The following is a 19,715-nucleotide window of genomic DNA, read 5'->3' on the forward strand; positions in this document are numbered from 1 at the left end:
GCGTCGGTCAGCCCGGGACAGGAGCCCCAGGGCATCACCGGCGCCAGACCCCGCCCGTCGGGCCGGATCCCCGCGCGGATCGCGGTCAGGATCTGATCGGCGCTTCAGTCCCCCAGCCCGGTCGCGTCAGGCGTCAGGTTCGGCGGCCAGAAGATGCCAAGCCCCGGCCTCTCGAACCCGACCGTGCCGCCCGGGAGCCCGGCGGAAAAGACCGGCACCCCGTCGGCGCCGCGCGGCATGTGGCGGCCCGCGCAATCCATGATCCGTGCCAGATAGGCGCCGCGTTCGATCTTCGCCGCATCCGCCGACGCGGCCCCGCCGGTCGCATGGACGGACGACGCCGAAAGGCCGACGCAAAGCGCCAGCGGCAATGGCAGGACTTTCACGATGTCTTCGCCCTGAGCCCCGGGCCGAAGCGGCCGCCCGCATGTCGCGGCGGCGTCCCGAACCGGCGACGCAGAACTGCGCGCCCCTGGCGGCCTGGCTAGAAGGGGGTCTTTCGCTTGCGCGCCTCTGTGCCCTTGCGCCCCGCAGGAGCGTCCGGCCACGAGCCCTCGGCGCCCCCTCCGTCCCTTGTGCCAAATACGACCGCCCGAGCCCGCCTGGCCCGACGCCCGCGGCCGACGATGAAAGCAGATTGTCTGGATGATCGAGGCGCGAGATCCGGGCGCGCGACTGGCCCGCCGCAGGTCTTGCGGGAAGCCGGTTTCTTCGCAGCCCCCGCCTCCGGGTCCGGCCCGCAAGAGCCGGTGTCGGGCATCTGGAAATCCCCCGCCCGGAATGGCAATGTCGCGCAAAGGGAATCCGGTTTGAACGTCGTCTTCTTTGCCAACGGGCTTGTGCTTGGGCTGCTGGCTCTGATGTCGGCAACCGTTGCCCTCCTGTACCCGGAAACGCGCGGGGTCTTCGCCGAGGCCACCTTTCAGCTGGGGCTGACCGGCACGCTGATCGCGGTCGCCTCGCGATCCTCCTTCGAGGCGCTGCGCCTGCCCCATGCCTTCATGCTGACGGCCTCGGTCTGGCTGGTCGCGGCCATCGGCGGGGCGGTACCGCTTTATCTGTGGAAGCTCTCGGCGGCGGATGCCTTCTTCGAGGCCATGTCGGGGATCACCACCACCGGCTCGACGGTGATGACCGGGCTCGACGGCACGCCCAAGGGCATCCTGATGTGGCGCGCGCTGTTGCAGGCGCTGGGGGGCGTCGGCTTCATCGGCACCGGCATCGCGCTTTTGCCCGTCCTCAAGGTCGGCGGCATGCAGCTTTTCCGCACCGAAAGTTCCGACAAGGGCGAGAAGGAGCTGCGCAACGCCACCCAGTTCGCGGCGGCGACGCTGCTGGTCTATGTCTCGCTGATGACGCTTTGCGGCGTGCTCTACCGCGCCGGGGGGATGAGCCTGTTCGACGCCGTGACCCATGCCATGACCACGCTGTCGACCGGGGGCTATTCGACCCATGACGCGTCCTTCGGGTTCTTCGCCAACCCGTTCCTGCAATGGACCTGCACGCTGTTCATGGTGCTCGGCTCGGTGCCCTTCTCGTGGTACATCCGCAGCGTCTATCACGGGAAATTCCGCAGCGAGCAGGTCGGCGCGATGCTCAAGACGCTGGCCGCGGTGATCCTGCCGCTGTCGCTGTGGCTGGGCCTGACCTCGGACATGCCGTTCCTCGCGGCGCTGCGGCTGGTGGCCTTCAACGTGGTGTCGGTGGTCTCGACCACGGGCTATGCGACGACCGATTACACCACATGGGGCCCGGTCGCGGTCTCTGCCTTCGTGATCCTGACGGCGGTCGGCGGCTGTACCGGCTCGACCGCGGGCGGGGCCAAGGCGATGCGCTGGGTGATCATGTACCGGCTGGTGCGCGAGGGCATCCGGTCGGTGCGCTACCCGCACGGGGTCTATCGCATCCGTTATGAGGGCCGGGTCATCGACGAGGACATCGTCTCAAGCGTGATCGGCTTCTTCTCGATGTACGCCCTGAGCTTTGCGGTGATCGCGAGCCTGCTGACGCTTGTCGGGCTCGATGGCGCGACCGCGCTGAGCGGCGCCATCACGGCACTGGCGAATGTCGGCCCGGGCGTCGGCGACATCATCGGGCCGGCGGGCACCTTTCAGCCGCTGTCGGACAAGGCCAAGACGATCCTGGCCATCGGCATGTATCTGGGGCGGCTCGAGATGCTGACCGTTCTGGTTCTGCTGACGCCGCGCTTCTGGCGCTCGCTGGCCTGAGGCGCGGCTCAGAACGCCGCGTGTTCGGCCAGATCGGCGCGGTCCTCGCCGCTCACAAGCCGCGCGTAATAGTCGTAAAGCCGGTCCGATCCGTATTCGGGCGTGGCCTCGGCCTCGTAAAGACCCGTCTCGGGGTTCAGCACCAGCATCGACTCGGTCCCGTAATAACGCCCGATCCGCGCGAATTCGGCCTTGTCGCGGAACCGGGGGATAACCCGGCCCAGCGTCGAGAGGATGGCGATGATCGCGTCCATCATCGCCACCGGCACCTCGCGGAATTTCGGCTCGCGCCCCAGCAGGCGGAACAGTTCCTCGCCCTGATCCCGGGGCGTGATCGCGGGCCCCGGGCCGCCGATGGGCAGAACCCGGTTCTGCAAGGCCGGATCGTCCAGGCAGTCGGCCATGAAGCGCCCCAGATCGGCATCGCTGATCGGTTTGCAGGCGGTCAGGCGCCCGTCGCCGAAGACAAGGAAGGGCTTGCCGGCCTTGACCCGCTCGACCTGGCCCGAGAGCGACTTGAAGAAGGCCGTGGGGCGCACGATGGACCATGTCAGGCCCGAGGTCTTCAGTTCGGCCTCGAAGGCCAGCTTGGCCTGCTGGAAGGCAAGGGTCGGCTTCTGCACGCAGATCGCGGACAGAAGCACCGCCTGGCTCACCCCGGCGGCGCGGGCCGCCTGCAGCGCATCGGACTGCGCCTTGTGGTCGATGGCCCAGGCATCGCGCGGCGTGCCGGTGCGCGAGGCAAGGCAGGAGACCAGCGCATCGAACCGCTCGCAGCGGAACCCGTCGCGGGCCAGCGAAGCGGGATCGGTGACATCGCCGGTGCGGACGGTGACCCCGGCGGACAGCCCGCGCCCCGGATCGTCCCCGGCGCGCGGCCGCACGAAACAGACCACCTCATGGCCCCGCGCCAGCAGCGCCTGGGCGGTGGCGCGGCCGATGGTGCCGGTCGCGCCCAGCAGAAAGACCCGCCGGGGCCGGGGCGACAGCGCGGTATCGGTCATGGTCTCGGCTCCTTGGCAACTGATCTGGCGCAGAGCCTAAGGCCCTGCACCCGCTGGCGAAAACGAGGCGCGGCGTCGCGCCTCTCTGCCGATTATTCCGGAACGATCCGGACCGCGCCCTTGTCGGCCGAAGCCGCGAAATGGGCATAGGCTTTCAGCGCCTGCGAGACATGGCGCTTGCGCGGCGCAGCCGGTTTCCAGCCTTTCGCCTCCTGCGCGGCGCGGCGGGCGGCCAGCTCCTCCTCGGAGACCGCGAGGTTGATCGACCGGTTCGGAATGTCGATCTCGATCAGATCGCCGTCCTGCACCAGACCGATGGTGCCGCCCGAAGCCGCCTCGGGCGAGGCATGCCCGATCGACAGCCCCGACGTGCCGCCCGAAAACCGCCCGTCGGTGATCAGCGCACAGGCTTTTCCCAGGCCCTTCGATTTCAGATAGGAGGTCGGGTACAGCATCTCCTGCATGCCCGGCCCGCCCTTCGGCCCCTCATAGCGGATCACCACCACATCGCCCGCCTCGACCTTGCCGGTCAGGATGCCCGACACGGCAGCGTCCTGGCTTTCATAGACCTTCGCGGGCCCCGAGAAAACGAGGATCGAGTCATCGACGCCCGCCGTCTTCACGATGCAGCCGTCGAGCGCGATATTGCCCTTCAGGACCGCAAGTCCGCCATCCTTCGAGAACGGCGTCTCGACCGAGCGGATCACGCCGCCTGTCCGGTCGGTGTCGAGCGAGGGCCATGTCGCGGACTGGCTGAACGCCTCCTGCGAGGGCACGCCGCCGGGGGCCGCCAGGAAAAGCTCGCGCGCCTCGGGATCGTTCGACCGGCCGATATCCCATTTGTCGATGGCCGCGCCCAGCGTCGGTTCGTGCACCGTGGCGCAGTCCCGGTCGATCAGCCCGCCGCGGTCCAGTTCGCCCAGGATCGCCATGATCCCGCCCGCGCGGTGCACGTCCTCGACATGGACATTGGCGGTGTTGGGCGCGACCTTGCACAGGCAGGGCACCTTGCGCGACAGCGCGTCGATGTCGTCCATGGTGAAATCGACGCCCCCCTCCTGCGCGGCGGCGAGGATATGCAGCACCGTGTTGGTCGACCCGCCCATCGCGATATCAAGCGCCATGGCGTTGCAGAACGCGGCCTTCGTCGCGATCGAGCGCGGCAGCACGCTGGCATCGTCCTGCTCATAGTACCGCTTGCACATCTCGACCGCACGGCGGCCGGCTTCCAGGAACAGTTCCTTGCGGAAGGCATGCGTCGCCAGCGTCGAGCCGTTGCCGGGCAGCGACAGGCCCAGCGCCTCGGTCAGGCAGTTCATCGAGTTCGCCGTGAACATGCCCGAACAGGACCCGCAGGTCGGACAGGCGGCGGCTTCGATCTTGGCCAGATCCTCGTCCGACACCTTGTCGTCGGCGGCCGCGACCATGGCGTCGATCAGGTCCAGCGACACCACGCGCCCGTCGCCCAGCGTGACCTTGCCCGCCTCCATCGGCCCGCCCGAGACGAAGATCGCGGGAATGTTCAGCCGCATCGCCGCCATCAGCATGCCGGGGGTGATCTTGTCGCAATTCGAGATGCAGATCATCGCATCGGCGCAATGCGCGTTGACCATGTATTCCACGGAATCCGCGATCAGTTCCCGCGAGGGCAGCGAATACAGCATCCCGTCATGGCCCATCGCGATGCCGTCATCGACGGCGATGGTGTCGAATTCCTTGGCGATGCCGCCCGCCGCCTCGACCTCGCGGGCGACCATCTGGCCCAGATCCTTGAGGTGCACATGGCCCGGCACGAACTGGGTGAAGGAGTTCACGATGGCGATGATCGGCTTGCCGAAATCGCCCTCCTTCACGCCGGTGGCGCGCCAGAGACCGCGGGCGCCGGCCATGTTGCGGCCATGGGTGCTGGTACGGGAACGGTATGCGGGCATGTCGTGACTTTCCGGCTGGCAATTCTTCGCGGTGACGAGTGCGCCCTGCGCGCGAGAAAATCAACCTTTCATTGGGCGGGGCGGCCATGGCAGAGTGGCGCCGCAATGATTTCCGCGCTCGATCATCTGGTGCTGACCACCGCCAACGAAGAGGCCTGTCTGGCCTTCTATGTGGAGGGTCTGGGCCTTCGGCTGGAAACCTTCGGCGCGGGGCGCAAGGCGCTGTGCTTCGGGCGTCAGAAGATCAACATCCACGTCAAGGGCCACGAGTTCGAGCCCAAGGCGCATCTGCCGGTGCCGGGCGCGCTCGATCTGTGCTTTCTGGCCGACCGGCCGCTTGACGAGGTGATCGCGGCGCTGGCCGCGCGCGGCCTCCGCCCGGTCGAGGGGCCGGTGGCGCGCACCGGGGCGACCGGGCCGATCCGGTCGATCTATCTGCGCGACCCGGACCTGAACCTGATCGAGATTTCGGAACCCGCCTGCCCCCCCGCCTAGCCCGCCTCGTAGACCAGCTCGATCTCGGCCGGAAGCGCGTGATAGGGCGCCGAGGTGACCAGGGCATGAATACCGCTTGTCGCGTAGGCCGGGGCGGCCTCGGCGGGGATCGGCCCGGCGGCCAGGACCTCGCCCGGCCAGCCCGGTCCCAGCGCGCGCAAGGTGGCGGCGACCGCATCGGGCGCCATCCGGGTCAACAGAAGGATGTCGGCACCGAAGCCCGCGGCCTCCAGCGCCTCGTCGCGGTCGCGCACCTCGACCGCGACCCGCGCGGCTGGCGCCGCCAGCCGCCGGCCCGCGATCCGGTCGGTCAGCGTCTCGGCGCCGCCAAGCGCGCGGCATTCGGCCAGCACCAGCGCCGCATCGGGCTGCAGCGCCGGGTGGATCGCAGCGCCCCCCGCCGCCACGGCCTTCAGCGCCAGCGGCCGCGCGCCGGGGATGGCCTTGCGGGGACAGGCAACCGCCACCGCGGGATTGGCCCGGCGCACGGCCTGAACGATGCGCGCGGCGCTGTCGGCGACACCCGAGGCCCATTCCAGCAGGGTCTGCACCGCCTGCGCGGCCCGCACCAGCGCCTCGGCCGGCCCCCGCGCCGCGATCAGCAGATCGCCGGGCCGCACCCGCGTTCCGCTTTCGGCGGCAATATCCGCGGCACAGCCCAGCAGCGCGAACATCCGCGCGGCCTCTTCGGTGCCGCAAATCGTACCGCTGCGTCGGGCCCGCATCGCGACCGAGGTCATCCGGCCCGGCCGGTCCGCCCCGTTGCCGACAGAAAGCGCGGCGGTCGTCTCCCGTTTCAAGAGGCAGGCGAGGGCTGTATCGTCAAGCAGCAGCATCTGGGTCCGATCCTTCCGTTGCGCGGCATCGGGGCGTCGCTCGGTCCGGCGGACACCGGGCGTCGCACCCCTCGTTATATATCAAAAGTTCACATCGAAGACAAAGCACGTCGCGTGCCAAGTTATAAAGTTCTGTTTTTAAATAATTTTACTTCCGCTCGGTCGGGGCCCGAACACGACTTGTCGGATTGACAACACAGGCCGGGCCGCAAGCTGCGGCCAGATTGCCCGCCCGATTTCCCGCCCGATTTCCGGCCCGATTTCCGGCCCGGAGGGACCGTGAATCCCCCACTTTGGAATGCGGAAACTCTTTGCTACCATGGCCCGGTTAACCTAACGGCAAGACGTGTTGCCTAACTCTGGCGGATGGAGAGAAGGTCGGAGACCAAATTGGAACGTCGGGATTCAGGTTCGGCGATCTGGCGAGGCGCGTGGGCACTTGTTGCGGGGGTTCTTTGTCTCGTAGCCTGTCTTCCGCCCCCCCTGTCCGCGCAGACGGCCCAGCAGACCGCCCCCGCAGCCGCGTCGGCGCCGATCGTGGCGGGATGGCTCGAGAATGCCCCCTTCGGCCAGATCGGCGACGATGGCGAAGCGACCGGGTTCTCGGCGGCCGTGGTCCGGGCCCTGTCCGAGACCATGGGCGTGCCCGTCGAGCTTCGGCGCTTCGACGGTCTTCAACCGCGGATCCGGGCCCAGATCGACGGCGAAACCACGCTGATGACTGCCATCGCGCGCCTTCCCGCGCTGGAAGCAACCAACCTCTTCTCGAAACCGGTCGGGCGGACCGAGGTCCGGCTTTTCGTCCGCATCGAGAACAACGCCAACCCGGACTTCGTGACCCCGGTGAACAAGCGCATCGGCACGGTCCGGCAATTTGCGGGGTCGGGGTCGTCCGAGTTGCTGGACCGCAACCGGCCCGTGGTCTTCGAGAACGCCGATGCCCTGCTGATCCGGCTTCTTTCGGGCGAGATCGACGGCGCCCTGCTGGCCGAGGACTGGATGGCCGGACTGGCCCATGGCGTCCGGCTGGACAACCGGATTGCCGCCGTCGGACCGCCCGTCAAGCCGATCGAGCGGGTCATCGCCATCCATAAAAGCCGCGCCGATCTGCTTGGCCCGATCAACGCCGCCATCGACACGCTCGAAGCCAACGGAACGCTCGCCGCTTTGCGGCGGCAGTGGTTCGTCGATCCGCCGCCGCCCCTGCCCGAGGTGTTGACCGTGGGCGTCGTGAACCTGCCGCCCTTCACGCAGGTCAATGACGACGGATCGACCACCGGCTTTGCGGTCGAGGTGATCCGCGATCTGGGCAAGCTGCTGGGGCTTCAGCTGCAATTCGTGCCCGTTCCGCCCGAAGTCTGGGCCAAGGGTCCGCAGGGCGGCATCGACATCCTGCCCCTGGTCGGCATCACCCCGGAACGCAGGGAGAGAATGGATTTTGCGCTGCCGATCCAGGCCATCGATATCGGCGTCTTCGTCCGCAGCGACAGCCGGGACCTGTTCGACGGGCTGGCCAATGCGCGGGTCGGCGCCTGGGGGGCCGGGGTCTCGGTCGCGGTCGCCCGCCGCCATTCCAGCGACGTCCAGCGTTTCGAAACCTATGCCGAACTGGTAACGGCGCTGCTGGACGGCCGGATCGATGCGATCCTGGTCGAAAGCACCGCACTCCGCCGCACCCTGTCCGAGATGCATCGCGAGGACCGGGTCGTTCAGGTCGACTATCCGCTGGAAACGACCTATCTGGCGCCGGCACTGCGGCGGGGCCTGCCCTCGATCCGCGAGGCCCTGAACCTGGTGATGCCCGGCTATATGGCCTCGCAGCGCTATCAGGATCTGCGCGCCGCCTGGCTCGAGCCCCGGGGGTTCTGGACGGAAGGCCGCGTGCTGTCGCTGCTGGCCGCGATCTGCGGCGTGGCGGTTCTCGCGCTGGGCTATATCCCGTTTCAGCGCCACCGCATCCAGCAAGAGCGCCTGCGCTTCACCGCCAGCATGATCGAGCGGATTCCGCTGGGTATTCTGATGGTCGCCCCGAACGGCCGGATCGAGTTCGCCAATACCGCCGCCCGCGCGATCAGCCCCTCGGGCCCGGAGCTGATCCGCGAAGGCGCGGTCTATCGCGAGGTGGTCAGCGCGCTGATCGAGGCCGATGCCGCCCATTGGGGCACCAAATCCCCCGCCGCGCTGGCCGCAGGCCTGTCGGGTCCCGCCCTGACCGACGGCTATTCCTACGAGTTCCGCACCACGTCGGGGCAAAGCTACCGCTGGTCGAGCTTTGCCCTGACCGGCGGGTCGATCCTGGTCATGGTGCTGAACGTCACCCGCGAACGCAGGCACCTGGCCGAGATCGAGACGCTGAACGCCGAGCTGCGCGACCAGATCGCCATTGTCGAGCGGACCAATTCGGAACTGCGCGATTTCGCCTATGCCACCTCGCATGATCTCAAGTCGCCGATCAGCACGCTGAGGCTGATCGCCGACGCCCTGACCGACTCGATTGTCGGAAAGCTCCCGGAAGACGATGTGCAGCTGGTGACGGACATGAAGGAAATTCTCGAACGCATGGGCCGGATGATCAGCGACGTTCTGGACTACACGCGCGCGGTCGGCGGCGAGGCCACAGTCGAACCGGTCGATCTGTGCCAGGTGGCGGCCGACGTGCTTCAGGACCTGACCGCTGACATCGCCGCCAGCGGCGCCGAGATCCGAGTCGGGGCCCTGCCAGGCCTCGTGGGCAATTCGCGTCAACTGCATCAATTGTTGCAAAACCTCGTCGGTAACGCGATCAAGTTTCACCGCCCCGGAGTGCCGCCCCGAATCGAGATAGAGCCGGTGGCGGCGCCGGACGGAATGGTCGCGTTTTCCGTTTCGGATCGGGGGATTGGGATCGACCCGAAATTCCATCGCCGGATCTTTCAGGTTTTCACCCGCCTCAATGACACCGAATTGTATCCCGGCAGCGGACTGGGCCTTGCCATTTGTCAAAGAGTCAGCCTCAATCATGGTGGACGCATTGTGGTACAGTCCGCACCCGAGAATGGCAGCTGCTTCACGATCTTCCTCAAGGAGAAGAACGGTGATCAACACGCTCATGATGGTCGACGATTGCCGGTTCGAACGGAAGATGGTAAAGCGGCTTATTAATAAAACCGGCCTCGTCGACAGGATGCTTGAATTCGGCATGGCCGAGGACGCGATCCATTTCCTGCGCGCCCCGGATTGCCCCAAGATTGACGCCCTCATTATCGACATAAACATGCCGCGCATGAACGGGTTCGAGTTTCTCGAAGAAATTGCCGAGGACTGGCCGGATCATCTGAAGGGGTCAGTGGTGGTCATCCTGACCAGTTCGGAATGCGAGGCCGATGTCGAGCGGGCGGAAAGTTATCCCGTCGTACGCAGCTTTCTGCGAAAACCGATCGGCGAAGCCGAAATCGCCCGGCTCGACACGCTGGTCAATTCCTGACGCGTCGGCGCGCCTCGGGCCCCTGCCCTTTCCGCGGCCCGGCGGCCGTCGGGCGGCCGTTGCCACCGGCACTCCGGGCAAGCACCGCGCGGGGCCGGTGCCAGGGGCACGAGGCGGGACCCCGCTCCTGTCGGCCAAGGGGGCACGCACGGCCCGAGTCGGAATCGCAACCTTTGATGCCCGGCCCCACTGCCTGCCGCGCCGAGACGGGAGTGCGCGCCCGGCGCGCCGCCCTGCCGGTTCCGCGCCCGTGTCGGCAACGATCCGTCCGCAACGAAACGACCTGCGGGATCGTCCCCGTCGTTGACACAAGACAGCAGGAGCAAACGATAGTGAAGCGGACGCCCGGCAGCCTGCAGGTCCCCCGCGTCCATGGGGCGAGAAGACGGTTGTCTGGCACATGACGTAGCTTCGGCCCGACGCGGCCCGCGTTCTTTGCATCCTGTGCATGTCCTACGTCCACCTTCACGTCTTCACCCGTCCGGGGGCCGGATTTCGCGTCGTGGATATCATCCTCGTGGATACGTTCGGACGATCGAGCGTGCCGCTTCTGTCCACACTCTCGGGCTATTTCATGGTCAGTTTCTTCGCGAAACGGTCCTATGTCGCCGCCGCGCTCGTCCGCGCGCGCGCTGCTTCTGCCGATGGCGATCTGGAACCTTGTCGCCTGTGTCCTGCCCGGCTTCACCTATCGCCACGGGATGCCCTGCTGGCCGCCACGGACCAGTCGAAGCTGGTCTATCCGAGCTTCCTGCGCGACCTTTTCGTCATGTCGCCTCTGACGCCGCTGCTGGTTCTCGGCTTCAGGAAAGCCCCCTGGATCGTCGGCGCGGTCATCCTGGCGTAATACCTGTCGGGCTGTCGCCGCATCGCAACCCGCTACGACAGATGCGCGAAGACCTTCCTCTCCGCTATGCCCTCGCCGCAACCGTCATCTTCTGGCTTTGAGGGTTAATGAGTCTGGAGCCTAGGGGCACCTCACAGATCAAGCAGTGGAAGGATCGGCTCCTCGAAAGCGTTGCTGACCTGTTCGACGACAAACCGGGGAGCAAGGAGCCGGAGATCGACGTCACGTCGCTGCGCGCGAAGACTGGCCAGCTCACGCTGGAGACCGGTTTCTTAGGGGGAGCGCTCGCCAAGGCCGGTCTGTTGCCGAGCGCGAGGAAATGACGGACCGCGCGCACAGGCAGAGCCTGACCCGTCAGGCCGAGCTGCTCGGGATCAGCCGCGGCAGCCTCTACTCCGCGCCTCGCCCGACCGGCGCGGAGAACCTGCGGCTGATGCGCCGGATCGACGGGTGGCACATGGACTTCCCCTTCGCGGGCAGCCGGATGCTGAAGGGGCTGCTGGGCCCGGAGGGATTCACCGCCGGTCGGCGGCATGTCGCCACGCCGATGAAACGGATGGGCATCGAGGCCCTCCATCGCCGGCCAGGCACCTCGAAGCCGGCGCCGGGACACAAGATCCATCCCGACCTGCTCCGAAAGCTGGCCGTGACCCGCCCCGACCAGGTCCGGGCAATCGACATCGCCTATGTGCCCATGGCCCGGGGGGTCGTCTGCCTGACGGCGGTCGTCGACTGGTTCAGCCGCAAGGTTCTGGCCTGGCGACTGTCAGTCGCGCTGGAAACCGGGCCCTGCCAGGAGGCGCTGGACGAGGCCATGGCCCGATACGGCGCGCCGGAGATCATGAACACGGACCAGGGCAGCCAGTTCACGTCCATGGACGTCATCAAGGCAGTGAAGGACGCCGGCATCCAGATCAGCATGGATGGCAAGGGGGCCTGGCGCGACAACGTCTTCGTCGAGCGGCTCTGGCGCGGCGTCAAATACGAGGAGGTCTACCTGCGCGCCCATGAAGGCGTGACCGCCGCCCGGGACGGGCTGGCCTGCTATCTGGCGTTCGACAACACGAGGAAACCGCATTCATCGCTGGACGGGCGGACGCCCGGTCCGGCCTATCTCACCCCGCCACGGCCAATCCCGGTCGCGGCATAACCGAGCGGGAAATCCAATTGGGAAACGGCTCGAAACTGTTCAAACGAACCGAACCACCTCTGTCGTGGACATGCAGATCCTCGACAGCCGACGCAGCCCGCAGCTTGCGCCAGTTCGCATCAAGCCGACTGGCTGTCATGCCAAACACCGGATCCATTCGCGGCAGCTTTTGCAGAAGATCCACCGCCGCGCGGGTCAGCGGAACGTCGCGGGAATGGCCGTTCTTGGTCATGGGCAAATGGGCAACCCGGGTCTTCGGATCGGTCCTTTCCCAGGTCAGACCGCAGATCTCGCTCGCGCGCATTGCCCTCTCGCGGCCGAATCGAAAGGCATGAAAGGCGCGCGCCCGACCGGATCAGATCCGGCCCGGCGACGACGGCCAAGCGCTTCATCTCATCATCCGTTGGCAGGCGGTTGCGCGGTTGAGGGTCCGGCGGGCGGCGGACGTCCCGCACCGGGTTCGATTGCAGCAGCCCCAATTCACGGCGCGCGAACTCGCACACAGCGCTCCGCAATGACAATTCGCGGTTGACCGACACCGGCGCCACGTCAAGCAACCGGCGGTCGCGCCAGTCCGCGATGCGCTGGGGGGGAGCGCGCTCAGGCGGACCTTGGCCAGGTCGTCGCGCCCGAGGCGCTTCGGCCTGACCACCTCCCACCTTTCGCCCCGCTTGGTCGGGCTGACCTCCTGGGCATCGCGATCCAGAAGCGCCCCGAAAGCTTGATCGGCCGCGATCACGCTGGCGTTCATGATCAGGTTCTCCAGCCGCACGGCCCAATCCTGGGCCCCGCGCGTGGTCGCAAATGCTTTGGACCGCCGCTCGCCGCGACGCGCGACCTGCGCACGCCAGCCGTTCCCATGCCGTGTGATGCCGACCATTTGCCCACCGTGCGCAAATTGTGGGGAATACAATGCCCAACCATGCGCGCCAGATGCAACCGCATGCCCCTCAAATATATCGAAAGCCTTTGATTTCACGCGGTTTCGCGCAGGCCAAATTCAGCGGCGCGCGTATTTGGTGCGGGTGGTCGGACTCGAACCGACACTCCTTGCGGAAAGGGTGTTTGAGACCCTCGCGTCTACCATTCCGCCACACCCGCACTCTGCACCCCGCCGGTAGCCGCGGAGGCCGGAGCCCTGGTCGTTCCGCCATCCCGCCGGGCCCGGTCCGGGAAAGCGCGCTCGTGCGGGGCCGCGGGCGGATCGCTCGGCGCAAGGCCTTGGCAACGATTCGCGTATCGGGCGAGACCTCGGGGACGCGCGGTGGCGCCCCCCCCGGCCCGCCTGTCGGGCCCCTCGCGTTCCTCTACCCCGACCGCCGCGGACGGTCAATCGTCCGTCACCGCCTGCGGCTCGGCTTGACGCAGGCGCCCCCGCATGGCTTCTAGGCGGCAGACGATGCCCGGGAGCCTTCATGATCCGACGCCTGTACGACTGGACGCTGTCGCTCGCCGACAGCCGCAATGCGATGTGGGCGCTTTTCATCGTGGCTTTCGTCGAAAGCTCGGTCTTCCCGATCCCGCCCGATGTGCTGATGGTGCCGATGATCCTGGCGCGCCCCTCGCGGGCCTTCGCCATTGCCGGGGTCGCGCTGGCGGGGTCGGTGCTGGGCGGGCTTGCGGGCTACGGCATCGGTTCGGCCTTCTTCGAGCAGATCGGCCGCCCGGTTCTGGAATTCTACGGCAAACAGGCCTATTTCGACGAATTCGGCGCGCGCTATAACGATTATGGCGCCTGGGCCGTGCTGATCGCGGGCGTGACGCCCTTCCCCTACAAGGTGATCACCATCCTGTCAGGCTCGACCGGGCTCAATCTCTGGGTTTTCATGACGGCCAGCGTCATCGCCCGGGGCATCCGGTTCTTTCTGGTGGCGGCGCTTCTGTGGAAGTTCGGCGCCCCGGTGCGCCGGTTCATCGAGAAATATCTGGGACTTCTCTTCACGCTTTTCGTCCTGCTGCTGATTGGCGGCTTCTACGCTGTGAGGTACCTGTGACGGTCACGCGCAACCGGTTGATCCTTCTGGCGGCGGCAGGGTCCGCGGCCATCCTTCTGGCGGCTTTCGGGTTCCAGTATCTGGGCGATCTCGCGCCTTGCAAGCTGTGCATCTGGCAGCGCTGGCCGCACGCGGTCGCGGCGGTGCTGGGCCTGCTGGCGGTGGCCGTGGGCGGATTCATCCTGACCCTGAGCGGGCTGAGCGTGATGGCCGCCTCGACCGGGCTTGCGATCTATCATTCGGGGGTCGAGCGGCACTGGTGGGCGGGGCCGTCCTCCTGCACCGGCGACGGTCCGAGCCTGTCGCAGATGACGCCCGAGCAGATGCTGAACCCGAGCCTCGTCGAGCCCATCGTGCTGTGCGATCGCATCGCCTGGCAGCTGTTCGGCCTGACCATGGCCAATTACAACGTTCTGCTGTCGGCCGGTCTGGTCGCGGTCTGGGCGATGGCGCTGACCCGCGGCCGCAGCTGAGGGCTGCGGGCGCAACACGGCCTCAGTTCACGCGGAATTCACCCACGACATTGCGCCACTCGCCGGGCGAGATCAGCTTGCGATGGGTGAAGCGGACCGAATGCAGTGGCCCCTCAATCGAGTCCTGCCAGAACTCGATGAACTTGAAGAGCCGCGGATGATCCGGCGCAAGATCGTAGTCCTGCCATATGAAGCTGTTGAGAACACTTCTGAAATCGGGCATGCGGTAATAGAGTTCGGCGGTGGTGAGGCCGTAGCCCCGGAGCATCAACTCGGTCTCGGACTGCTGCACGTCTGGTCTCTCCTGTCGCGTGGATCTTCGGAAAGCATGCCAAAGCTCGATTGATTTTCAATGAAAACAGGGTGTTGGCACTCTTTCCCGGGGGCTGCCAGATCCTGGGCCGGTCTGCGGTTGCACCCCATATGAAGGTTCTGATAAAGTTCGCTCAACAATATCTAGAATGACGCCGAAAGGCCGGGTCCCAAGTTGAACGACACGCCGGAAACCCCTGAAAACGAAGACGAAAACGGTTCTGGAAAAGGACCTGCGCGACCCTCGTATGACGGGCCGGTCATCGCAATCGAGAAGGAGATGCAGAAATCCTACCTCGATTACGCGATGAGCGTGATCGTGAGCCGGGCGATCCCGGATCTGCGGGATGGCCTGAAACCTGTGCACCGCAGAATCCTGTTCGCGATGCACGAGACCGGCAACACCCATGACAAGCCCTACCGCAAGTCGGCGCGGGCGGTGGGCGACACGATGGGGAAATACCACCCGCACGGCGATTCCGCGATCTACGATGCCCTGGTGCGGATGGCTCAGCCCTTCTCGATGTCGCTGCCGCTTCTGGACGGTCAGGGCAACTTCGGGTCCATGGACGGCGACAGCGCGGCGGCCATGCGTTATACCGAGGTCCGGATGGCCAAGGCGGCGCAGGCGCTGCTGACCGATATCGAAAAGGATACGGTCGACTTCCAGGACAACTATGACGGCAAGGACAAGGAACCGACGGTCCTGCCGGCGCGGTTCCCCAACATGCTGGTCAACGGCGCGGGCGGCATTGCCGTCGGCATGGCCACCAACATCCCGCCGCATAATCTGGGCGAGGTCGTCGATGCCACGCTGGCGCTGATCGAGGACCCCGACCTGACCAGCGAACAGCTGATGCAGTACGTCCCTGCCCCCGACTTTCCGACCGGCGGGCTGATCCTCGGCCGGTCCGGCGCGCGCAAGGCCTATCTCGAGGGGCGCGGGTCAGTCATCCTGCGGGCCAAGACCCGGGTCGAAGAGATCCGCAAGGACCGCCACGCCATCGTCATCGACGAGATCCCCTATCAGGTGAACAAGTCGACGATGATCGAGAAGATCGCCGAGGCCGCCCGCGACAAGCGGATCGAGGGCATCGCCCATGTGCAGGACGAATCCGACCGGGTCGGCGTCCGGGTGGTGATCGAGCTGAAACGCGACGCGACGCCGGATGTGGTGCTGAACCAGCTGTTCCGCTTCACGCCGATGCAGACGTCCTTCGGCTGCAACATGCTGGCGCTGAACGGCGGCCGGCCCGAGACCCTGACGCTGCGGGGCTTCCTGACCCATTTCATCGCCTTCCGCGAAGAGGTCGTGGCCCGGCGCACCGCCTTCGAACTGAGAAAGGCGCGCGAGCGCAGCCATATCCTGTGCGGTCTGGCGGTCGCGGTGTCGAATGTCGACGAGGTGGTGGCGACGATCCGCGCCTCGGCCGATGCCGCCGAGGCCCGCGTCAAGCTGATGGAGCGGCGCTGGCCCGCCCAGGACATTGCCGATTACATCCAGCTGATCGACGATCCGACCCACAAGATGAACGAGGACGGCACCTACAACCTCTCCGAGACCCAGGCCCGCGCGATCCTCGATCTCAGGCTTCAGCGCCTGACCCAGATCGGCGTCAAGGAGGTGACCGACGAGCTGGAAGAGCTGGCTGCCAAGATCAAGGACTATCTCGACATCCTGCGCTCGCGCGAACGGATCATGGCGATCATCGGCACCGAGCTGCGCGAGGTGCGCGACCAGTTCGCGGTGCCGCGCCGGACCGAAATCGCCGACTGGTCCGGCGACATGGAAGACGAGGACCTGATCGAGCGCGAGGACATGGTGGTGACCGTCACCCAGTCCGGCTATATCAAGCGCACGCCGCTGGCCGAATTCCGCAGTCAGAACCGCGGCGGCAAGGGGCTCGCCTCGATGGCGACCAAGGAAGACGACGTGGTCACCACGCTGTTCGTCGCCAACACCCATACCCAGCTGCTGTTCTTCACCACCGACGGCATGGTCTACGAGCTGAAATGCTGGCGCCTGCCCCAGGCGGGGCGCACCGCCAAGGGCAAGGCCATCGTCAATATCCTGCCCATTGCCACCGGCATCTCGATCGCCGCGCTGATGAAGATCGACGAGCCCGAGGACGAATGGGAGAACCTGCAGGTCGTGTTCGCCACCTCGGCCGGCGACGTGCGGCGCAACCGGCTGTCGGACTTCACCAATATCAAGCGCAACGGCAAGATCGCGATGAAGCTGCCCGAGGCGGTCAGCCTCGTGAATGTCTCGATCTGCGACGCCGAGGACGACGTCATGCTGGTCACCGCCATGGGCCGCGCGATCCGCTTCGCGACGACCGATGTGCGGGTCTTCTCGGGCCGTGATTCGACCGGCGTGCGCGGCATCCGGCTGGGCGAGAATGACCGCGTCGTCTCGATGTCGGTCATCCGCCATTTCGAGGCCGATCCGGCCGAACGCGTGGCCTATCTGAAACAGCGCCGCCTGATGGCGGGCGTCACCGACGAGAATGGCGAGGCCGACGAGGACGAAGAGGCGGTCGAGGCCGGCCAGCTTTCGCCCGCGCGCTATGCCGAGATGTCGGCGGCCGAGGACGTGATCCTGACGATCACCGCGCGCGGCCAGGGCAAGATCAGTTCCAGCCACGACTATCCGGTGCGCGGTCGCGGTGGCCAGGGCGTGCAGGCCATCGACAAGGCGCTGCGTGGCGGGCCGCTTGTGGCCTCCTTCCCGGTCGAGATGGACGATCAGGTGATGCTGGCCACCTCGCGCGGGCAATCGATCCGGGTGCCCGTGGATCAGATCAGCTTCCGGTCCCGCTCGGCGGGCGGTGTGCGGGTGCTCGATGCGGGCACCGGCGAAGAGGTTGTCTCGGTCGCGCGGATCGCCGATCAGGGCGAGGACGCCCCGGAAGACCCGGCCACCTGAGGCTCGGCCCCTCGGTCAGGGACCCCGCGTGGACCGGGGTCCCGACAAGACGGCAAAAATCCGAAACATCTTCCTTTGTGCTGCCACAATTGAGGCGTGCACGGGTCAGACTTTGACGTCATTTCGGAAAGACGCCGTATCTCGAACGAGGAATGAGGGGCCTCGCCGTGATGTTTGGGCATCAAAATCTCATGGGGGTTTCCCCCAACCGTTTGCATGCGCTGTTGCGCGTGACCCTGGCGCTTTGCGTGATCGCAGCGTTCCGGACCGGTGCGCCGCACCTGCAGGTGCTGCCGCCCGATCCGCGCAGCGTTCTGGACTGGGCCGGGGCCACGATCATCTGGCTTTGCACCGCCGGGCTGCTGTCCGGCGTCGGAGCACGCCCCGCGGCGCTGCTGCTGGCCTTCTACCTGCTGACGACGGCGGTCGCAATCCGCCTCGGCATCGCCGCCCTGCCGCCCGATCCCGACCGCCTGTCGCTCGATATGGCGCTGGCCGCCGGGCTTCTGGCGGTCGCGCTGGGCGCCGAGCCCCGGTCCGGACGCGCGGCGGACGGGCCCGGATCGGCCGAGCGGGCGGCCTATCAGACCGCGCTTGACGAAATCGTGGCCGATGAACGCGGTCTGGACGCTGCCGGGATGGGCCGGGCCCAGTCGGGCTGAACGGCCCCCCTTTCCTTCGCCCCGCCCGCCCGCTAGATCGGGCGCCATGACAGACACGCTTCATATCGTCGGCGGCGGCATGGCCGGGTCCGAGGCCGCCTGGCAGGCCGCCTCGGCCGGGATCGACGTGGTGATCCACGAAATGCGCCCCCAGACCGGCACCTTCGCGCACAAGACCGGCGATCTGGCCGAAATGGTCTGTTCGAACTCGTTCCGCTCGGACGATGACGAACAGAATGCCGTGGGCCTTCTTCATTGGGAGATGCGCGCGGCGGGCAGCCTGATCATGGACATGGCCGACACCCACCGCCTGCCCGCAGGCGGCGCACTGGCCGTCGATCGCGAGGCGTTTTCGCAAGGCGTCACCGAACGGCTGATGCGCCACCCGAAGATCCGGCGTGAAGGCTCTGAAATCACGTCGCTTCCAGAGGACGGCCACTGGATCTTCGCGACCGGCCCGCTGACCTCGGACGCGCTGGGTCAGGCGATCCGGGCCGAGACCGGGGCCGAGGCGCTGGCCTTCTTCGACGCCATCGCCCCCATCGTGCATTTCGACAGCATCGACCTGTCCAAGGCCTGGTTCCAGTCGCGCTACGACAAGGGCGAGACCGAAGAGGAACGCACCGCCTATCTGAACTGCCCGATGGACCGCGCGCAATATGAGGCCTTCATCGACGCCCTGCTGGCAGCCGAGAAAACGGCCTTTCACGAGGGCGAGACGGCGGGCTATTTCGACGGCTGCCTGCCCATCGAGGTGATGGCCGAGCGCGGCCGCGAAACCCTGCGCCATGGTCCGATGAAGCCCGTGGGGCTGACCAATCCGCATGCGCCCGACATCAAGGCCCATGCCATCGTCCAGTTGCGCCGCGACAATGCGCTGGGGACGCTCTACAACATCGTGGGCTTCCAGACCAAGATGAAGTATGGCGCGCAAGCCGATGTTTTTCGGATGATTCCGGGGCTGGAGAATGCCCGTTTCGCGCGGCTGGGCGGCATCCACCGCAACACCTTCCTGAATTCGCCGACCCTGCTTGACGCCGAATTGCGGCTGAGATCGAAGCCGCATATCCGCTTTGCCGGACAGGTGACCGGGGTCGAGGGCTATGTCGAATCCTCGGCCATGGGACTGCTGGCCGGACGGCTGGCGGCGGCGGCGATAAAGGGCCGCAGCCTGCCTGCGGTGCCTGCCACCACGGCGACGGGCGCGCTCGTGACCCATATCACCGGCGGAGCCGAGGCCAAGACCTTCCAGCCGATGAACGTCAATTTCGGGCTCTTCCCGCCGGTCGAGGGGCTGAAGGGCGGGCGGCGCGGGCGGCGCGACCGTTACAAGGGCTATACCGACCGCGCCAAGGCAGACTGGACGGCCTGGCTTGGGGCCGAAGGCTGAG

At 66.8% G+C, this 19,715-nt stretch carries 15 protein-coding genes, 1 tRNA gene and 3 pseudogenes; 12 read left to right on the plus strand and 7 right to left on the minus strand.

Translation table 11 applies throughout. The annotated features are described in order from the left end of the window. Positions 1-104 precede the first annotated feature (104 nt). Positions 105-386 (minus strand): hypothetical protein, encoded by a 282-nt coding sequence (locus EV657_RS04295; RefSeq protein ID WP_134077229.1) that lies wholly within the window; start codon positions 384-386, stop codon positions 105-107. 423 nt (positions 387-809) lie between these two features. Here EV657_RS04295 and EV657_RS04300 point away from each other — a divergent pair, with 423 nt between their 5' ends. Further along, positions 810-2,228: a TrkH family potassium uptake protein gene (locus EV657_RS04300; RefSeq protein WP_134077230.1), complete on the plus strand. Its 1,419-nt coding sequence runs from the start codon at positions 810-812 to the stop codon at positions 2,226-2,228. An 8-nt stretch (positions 2,229-2,236) separates the two neighbouring features. On the opposite strand, the gene EV657_RS04305 is transcribed toward EV657_RS04300, so the two are convergent. Together EV657_RS04305 and ilvD are read right to left on the minus strand one after the other, a co-directional pair. Continuing rightward, a complete protein-coding gene (locus EV657_RS04305) occupies positions 2,237-3,232 on the minus strand; it encodes an NAD(P)H-binding protein (RefSeq protein ID WP_134077231.1) in 996 nt (331 codons plus the stop codon). 92 nt (positions 3,233-3,324) lie between these two features. After that, a complete protein-coding gene (gene ilvD, locus EV657_RS04310; RefSeq protein ID WP_134077232.1) occupies positions 3,325-5,163 on the minus strand; it encodes a dihydroxy-acid dehydratase in 1,839 nt (612 codons plus the stop codon). Positions 5,164-5,268: 105 nt separating this feature from the next. Here ilvD and EV657_RS04315 point away from each other — a divergent pair, with 105 nt between their 5' ends. Further along, positions 5,269-5,658 (plus strand): VOC family protein, encoded by a 390-nt coding sequence (locus EV657_RS04315; RefSeq protein ID WP_075785884.1) that lies wholly within the window; start codon positions 5,269-5,271, stop codon positions 5,656-5,658. Here the strand turns inward: EV657_RS04315 and EV657_RS04320 are convergent. Next, the gene (locus tag EV657_RS04320; RefSeq protein ID WP_134077233.1) at positions 5,655-6,494 is read right to left on the minus strand and encodes a beta/alpha barrel domain-containing protein; all 840 of its coding nucleotides are present in this window, start codon (positions 6,492-6,494) and stop codon (positions 5,655-5,657) included. The genes EV657_RS04315 and EV657_RS04320 overlap by 4 nt on opposite strands. A 537-nt stretch (positions 6,495-7,031) precedes the next feature. Between EV657_RS04320 and EV657_RS04325 the strand changes: the two genes are divergently transcribed. The 5 genes and pseudogenes from EV657_RS04325 to EV657_RS04345 all read left to right on the plus strand — a co-directional run. Beyond that, positions 7,032-9,635, plus strand: coding sequence for a transporter substrate-binding domain-containing protein (locus tag EV657_RS04325; protein ID WP_166673637.1), 2,604 nt, complete (start codon positions 7,032-7,034; stop codon positions 9,633-9,635). Then, a complete protein-coding gene (locus EV657_RS04330) occupies positions 9,568-9,957 on the plus strand; it encodes a response regulator (RefSeq protein ID WP_166673638.1) in 390 nt (129 codons plus the stop codon). The genes EV657_RS04325 and EV657_RS04330 overlap by 68 nt, the downstream gene beginning before the upstream one ends. 448 nt (positions 9,958-10,405) lie before the next feature. Next, the gene (locus EV657_RS04335) at positions 10,406-10,804 is read left to right on the plus strand and encodes a hypothetical protein (protein ID WP_166673639.1); all 399 of its coding nucleotides are present in this window, start codon (positions 10,406-10,408) and stop codon (positions 10,802-10,804) included. 3 nt (positions 10,805-10,807) lie between these two features. Further along, positions 10,808-10,905: pseudogene (locus EV657_RS22650) on the plus strand (IS5/IS1182 family transposase); the annotation flags it as partial. A gap of 30 nt (positions 10,906-10,935) precedes the next feature. Continuing rightward, a pseudogene (locus EV657_RS04345) lies at positions 10,936-11,954 on the plus strand (IS3 family transposase); the annotation flags it as partial. Here EV657_RS04345 and EV657_RS04350 read toward each other — a convergent pair. Then, positions 11,920-12,273: pseudogene (locus EV657_RS04350) on the minus strand (tyrosine-type recombinase/integrase); the annotation flags it as partial. The pseudogenes EV657_RS04345 and EV657_RS04350 overlap by 35 nt on opposite strands. A gap of 698 nt (positions 12,274-12,971) precedes the next feature. Next, positions 12,972-13,055, minus strand: a tRNA-Leu gene (locus tag EV657_RS04355). A 314-nt stretch (positions 13,056-13,369) separates the two neighbouring features. Between EV657_RS04355 and EV657_RS04360 the strand changes: the two genes are divergently transcribed. Then, the gene (locus tag EV657_RS04360; RefSeq protein ID WP_134077238.1) at positions 13,370-13,948 is read left to right on the plus strand and encodes a YqaA family protein; all 579 of its coding nucleotides are present in this window, start codon (positions 13,370-13,372) and stop codon (positions 13,946-13,948) included. Further along, a complete protein-coding gene (locus EV657_RS04365; protein ID WP_075785875.1) occupies positions 13,945-14,421 on the plus strand; it encodes a disulfide bond formation protein B in 477 nt (158 codons plus the stop codon). The genes EV657_RS04360 and EV657_RS04365 overlap by 4 nt, the downstream gene beginning before the upstream one ends. A 22-nt stretch (positions 14,422-14,443) precedes the next feature. Here EV657_RS04365 and EV657_RS04370 read toward each other — a convergent pair whose 3' ends face one another. After that, a complete protein-coding gene (locus tag EV657_RS04370) occupies positions 14,444-14,713 on the minus strand; it encodes an usg protein (RefSeq protein ID WP_134077239.1) in 270 nt (89 codons plus the stop codon). Between the two features lie 195 nt (positions 14,714-14,908). On the opposite strand from EV657_RS04370, the gene gyrA reads away from it, so the two are divergent. The 3 genes from gyrA to trmFO all read left to right on the plus strand — a co-directional run bounded on the left by gyrA (position 14,909) and on the right by trmFO (position 19,714). Further along, positions 14,909-17,662, plus strand: coding sequence for a DNA gyrase subunit A (gene gyrA, locus EV657_RS04375; RefSeq protein ID WP_134077240.1), 2,754 nt, complete (start codon positions 14,909-14,911; stop codon positions 17,660-17,662). Between the two features lie 191 nt (positions 17,663-17,853). Then, positions 17,854-18,324 carry a hypothetical protein gene (locus EV657_RS04380; RefSeq protein WP_143540531.1) on the plus strand — a complete coding sequence of 157 codons (471 nt, stop codon included), beginning with the start codon at positions 17,854-17,856 and terminating at the stop codon, positions 18,322-18,324. A gap of 46 nt (positions 18,325-18,370) precedes the next feature. Further along, positions 18,371-19,714, plus strand: coding sequence for a methylenetetrahydrofolate--tRNA-(uracil(54)-C(5))-methyltransferase (FADH(2)-oxidizing) TrmFO (gene trmFO, locus EV657_RS04385; protein ID WP_134077242.1), 1,344 nt, complete (start codon positions 18,371-18,373; stop codon positions 19,712-19,714). Position 19,715 lies beyond the last annotated feature (1 nt).

Source organism: Rhodovulum visakhapatnamense (assembly GCF_004365965.1).
In the GTDB taxonomy this organism is placed as follows: Bacteria; Pseudomonadota; Alphaproteobacteria; order Rhodobacterales; family Rhodobacteraceae; genus Rhodovulum; species Rhodovulum visakhapatnamense.

Coding starts and splice junctions, on each gene's coding strand:
- EV657_RS04305 (WP_134077231.1), bottom strand. CDS start 3,232: ATGACCGATACCGCGCTGTCGCCCCGGCCCCGGCGGGTCTTTCTGCTG.
- ilvD (WP_134077232.1), bottom strand. CDS start 5,163: ATGCCCGCATACCGTTCCCGTACCAGCACCCATGGCCGCAACATGGCC.
- EV657_RS04315 (WP_075785884.1), top strand. CDS start 5,269: ATGATTTCCGCGCTCGATCATCTGGTGCTGACCACCGCCAACGAAGAG.
- EV657_RS04320 (WP_134077233.1), bottom strand. CDS start 6,494: ATGCTGCTGCTTGACGATACAGCCCTCGCCTGCCTCTTGAAACGGGAG.
- EV657_RS04335 (WP_166673639.1), top strand. CDS start 10,406: ATGTCCTACGTCCACCTTCACGTCTTCACCCGTCCGGGGGCCGGATTT.
- EV657_RS04360 (WP_134077238.1), top strand. CDS start 13,370: ATGATCCGACGCCTGTACGACTGGACGCTGTCGCTCGCCGACAGCCGC.
- EV657_RS04380 (WP_143540531.1), top strand. CDS start 17,854: ATGGGGGTTTCCCCCAACCGTTTGCATGCGCTGTTGCGCGTGACCCTG.
- trmFO (WP_134077242.1), top strand. CDS start 18,371: ATGACAGACACGCTTCATATCGTCGGCGGCGGCATGGCCGGGTCCGAG.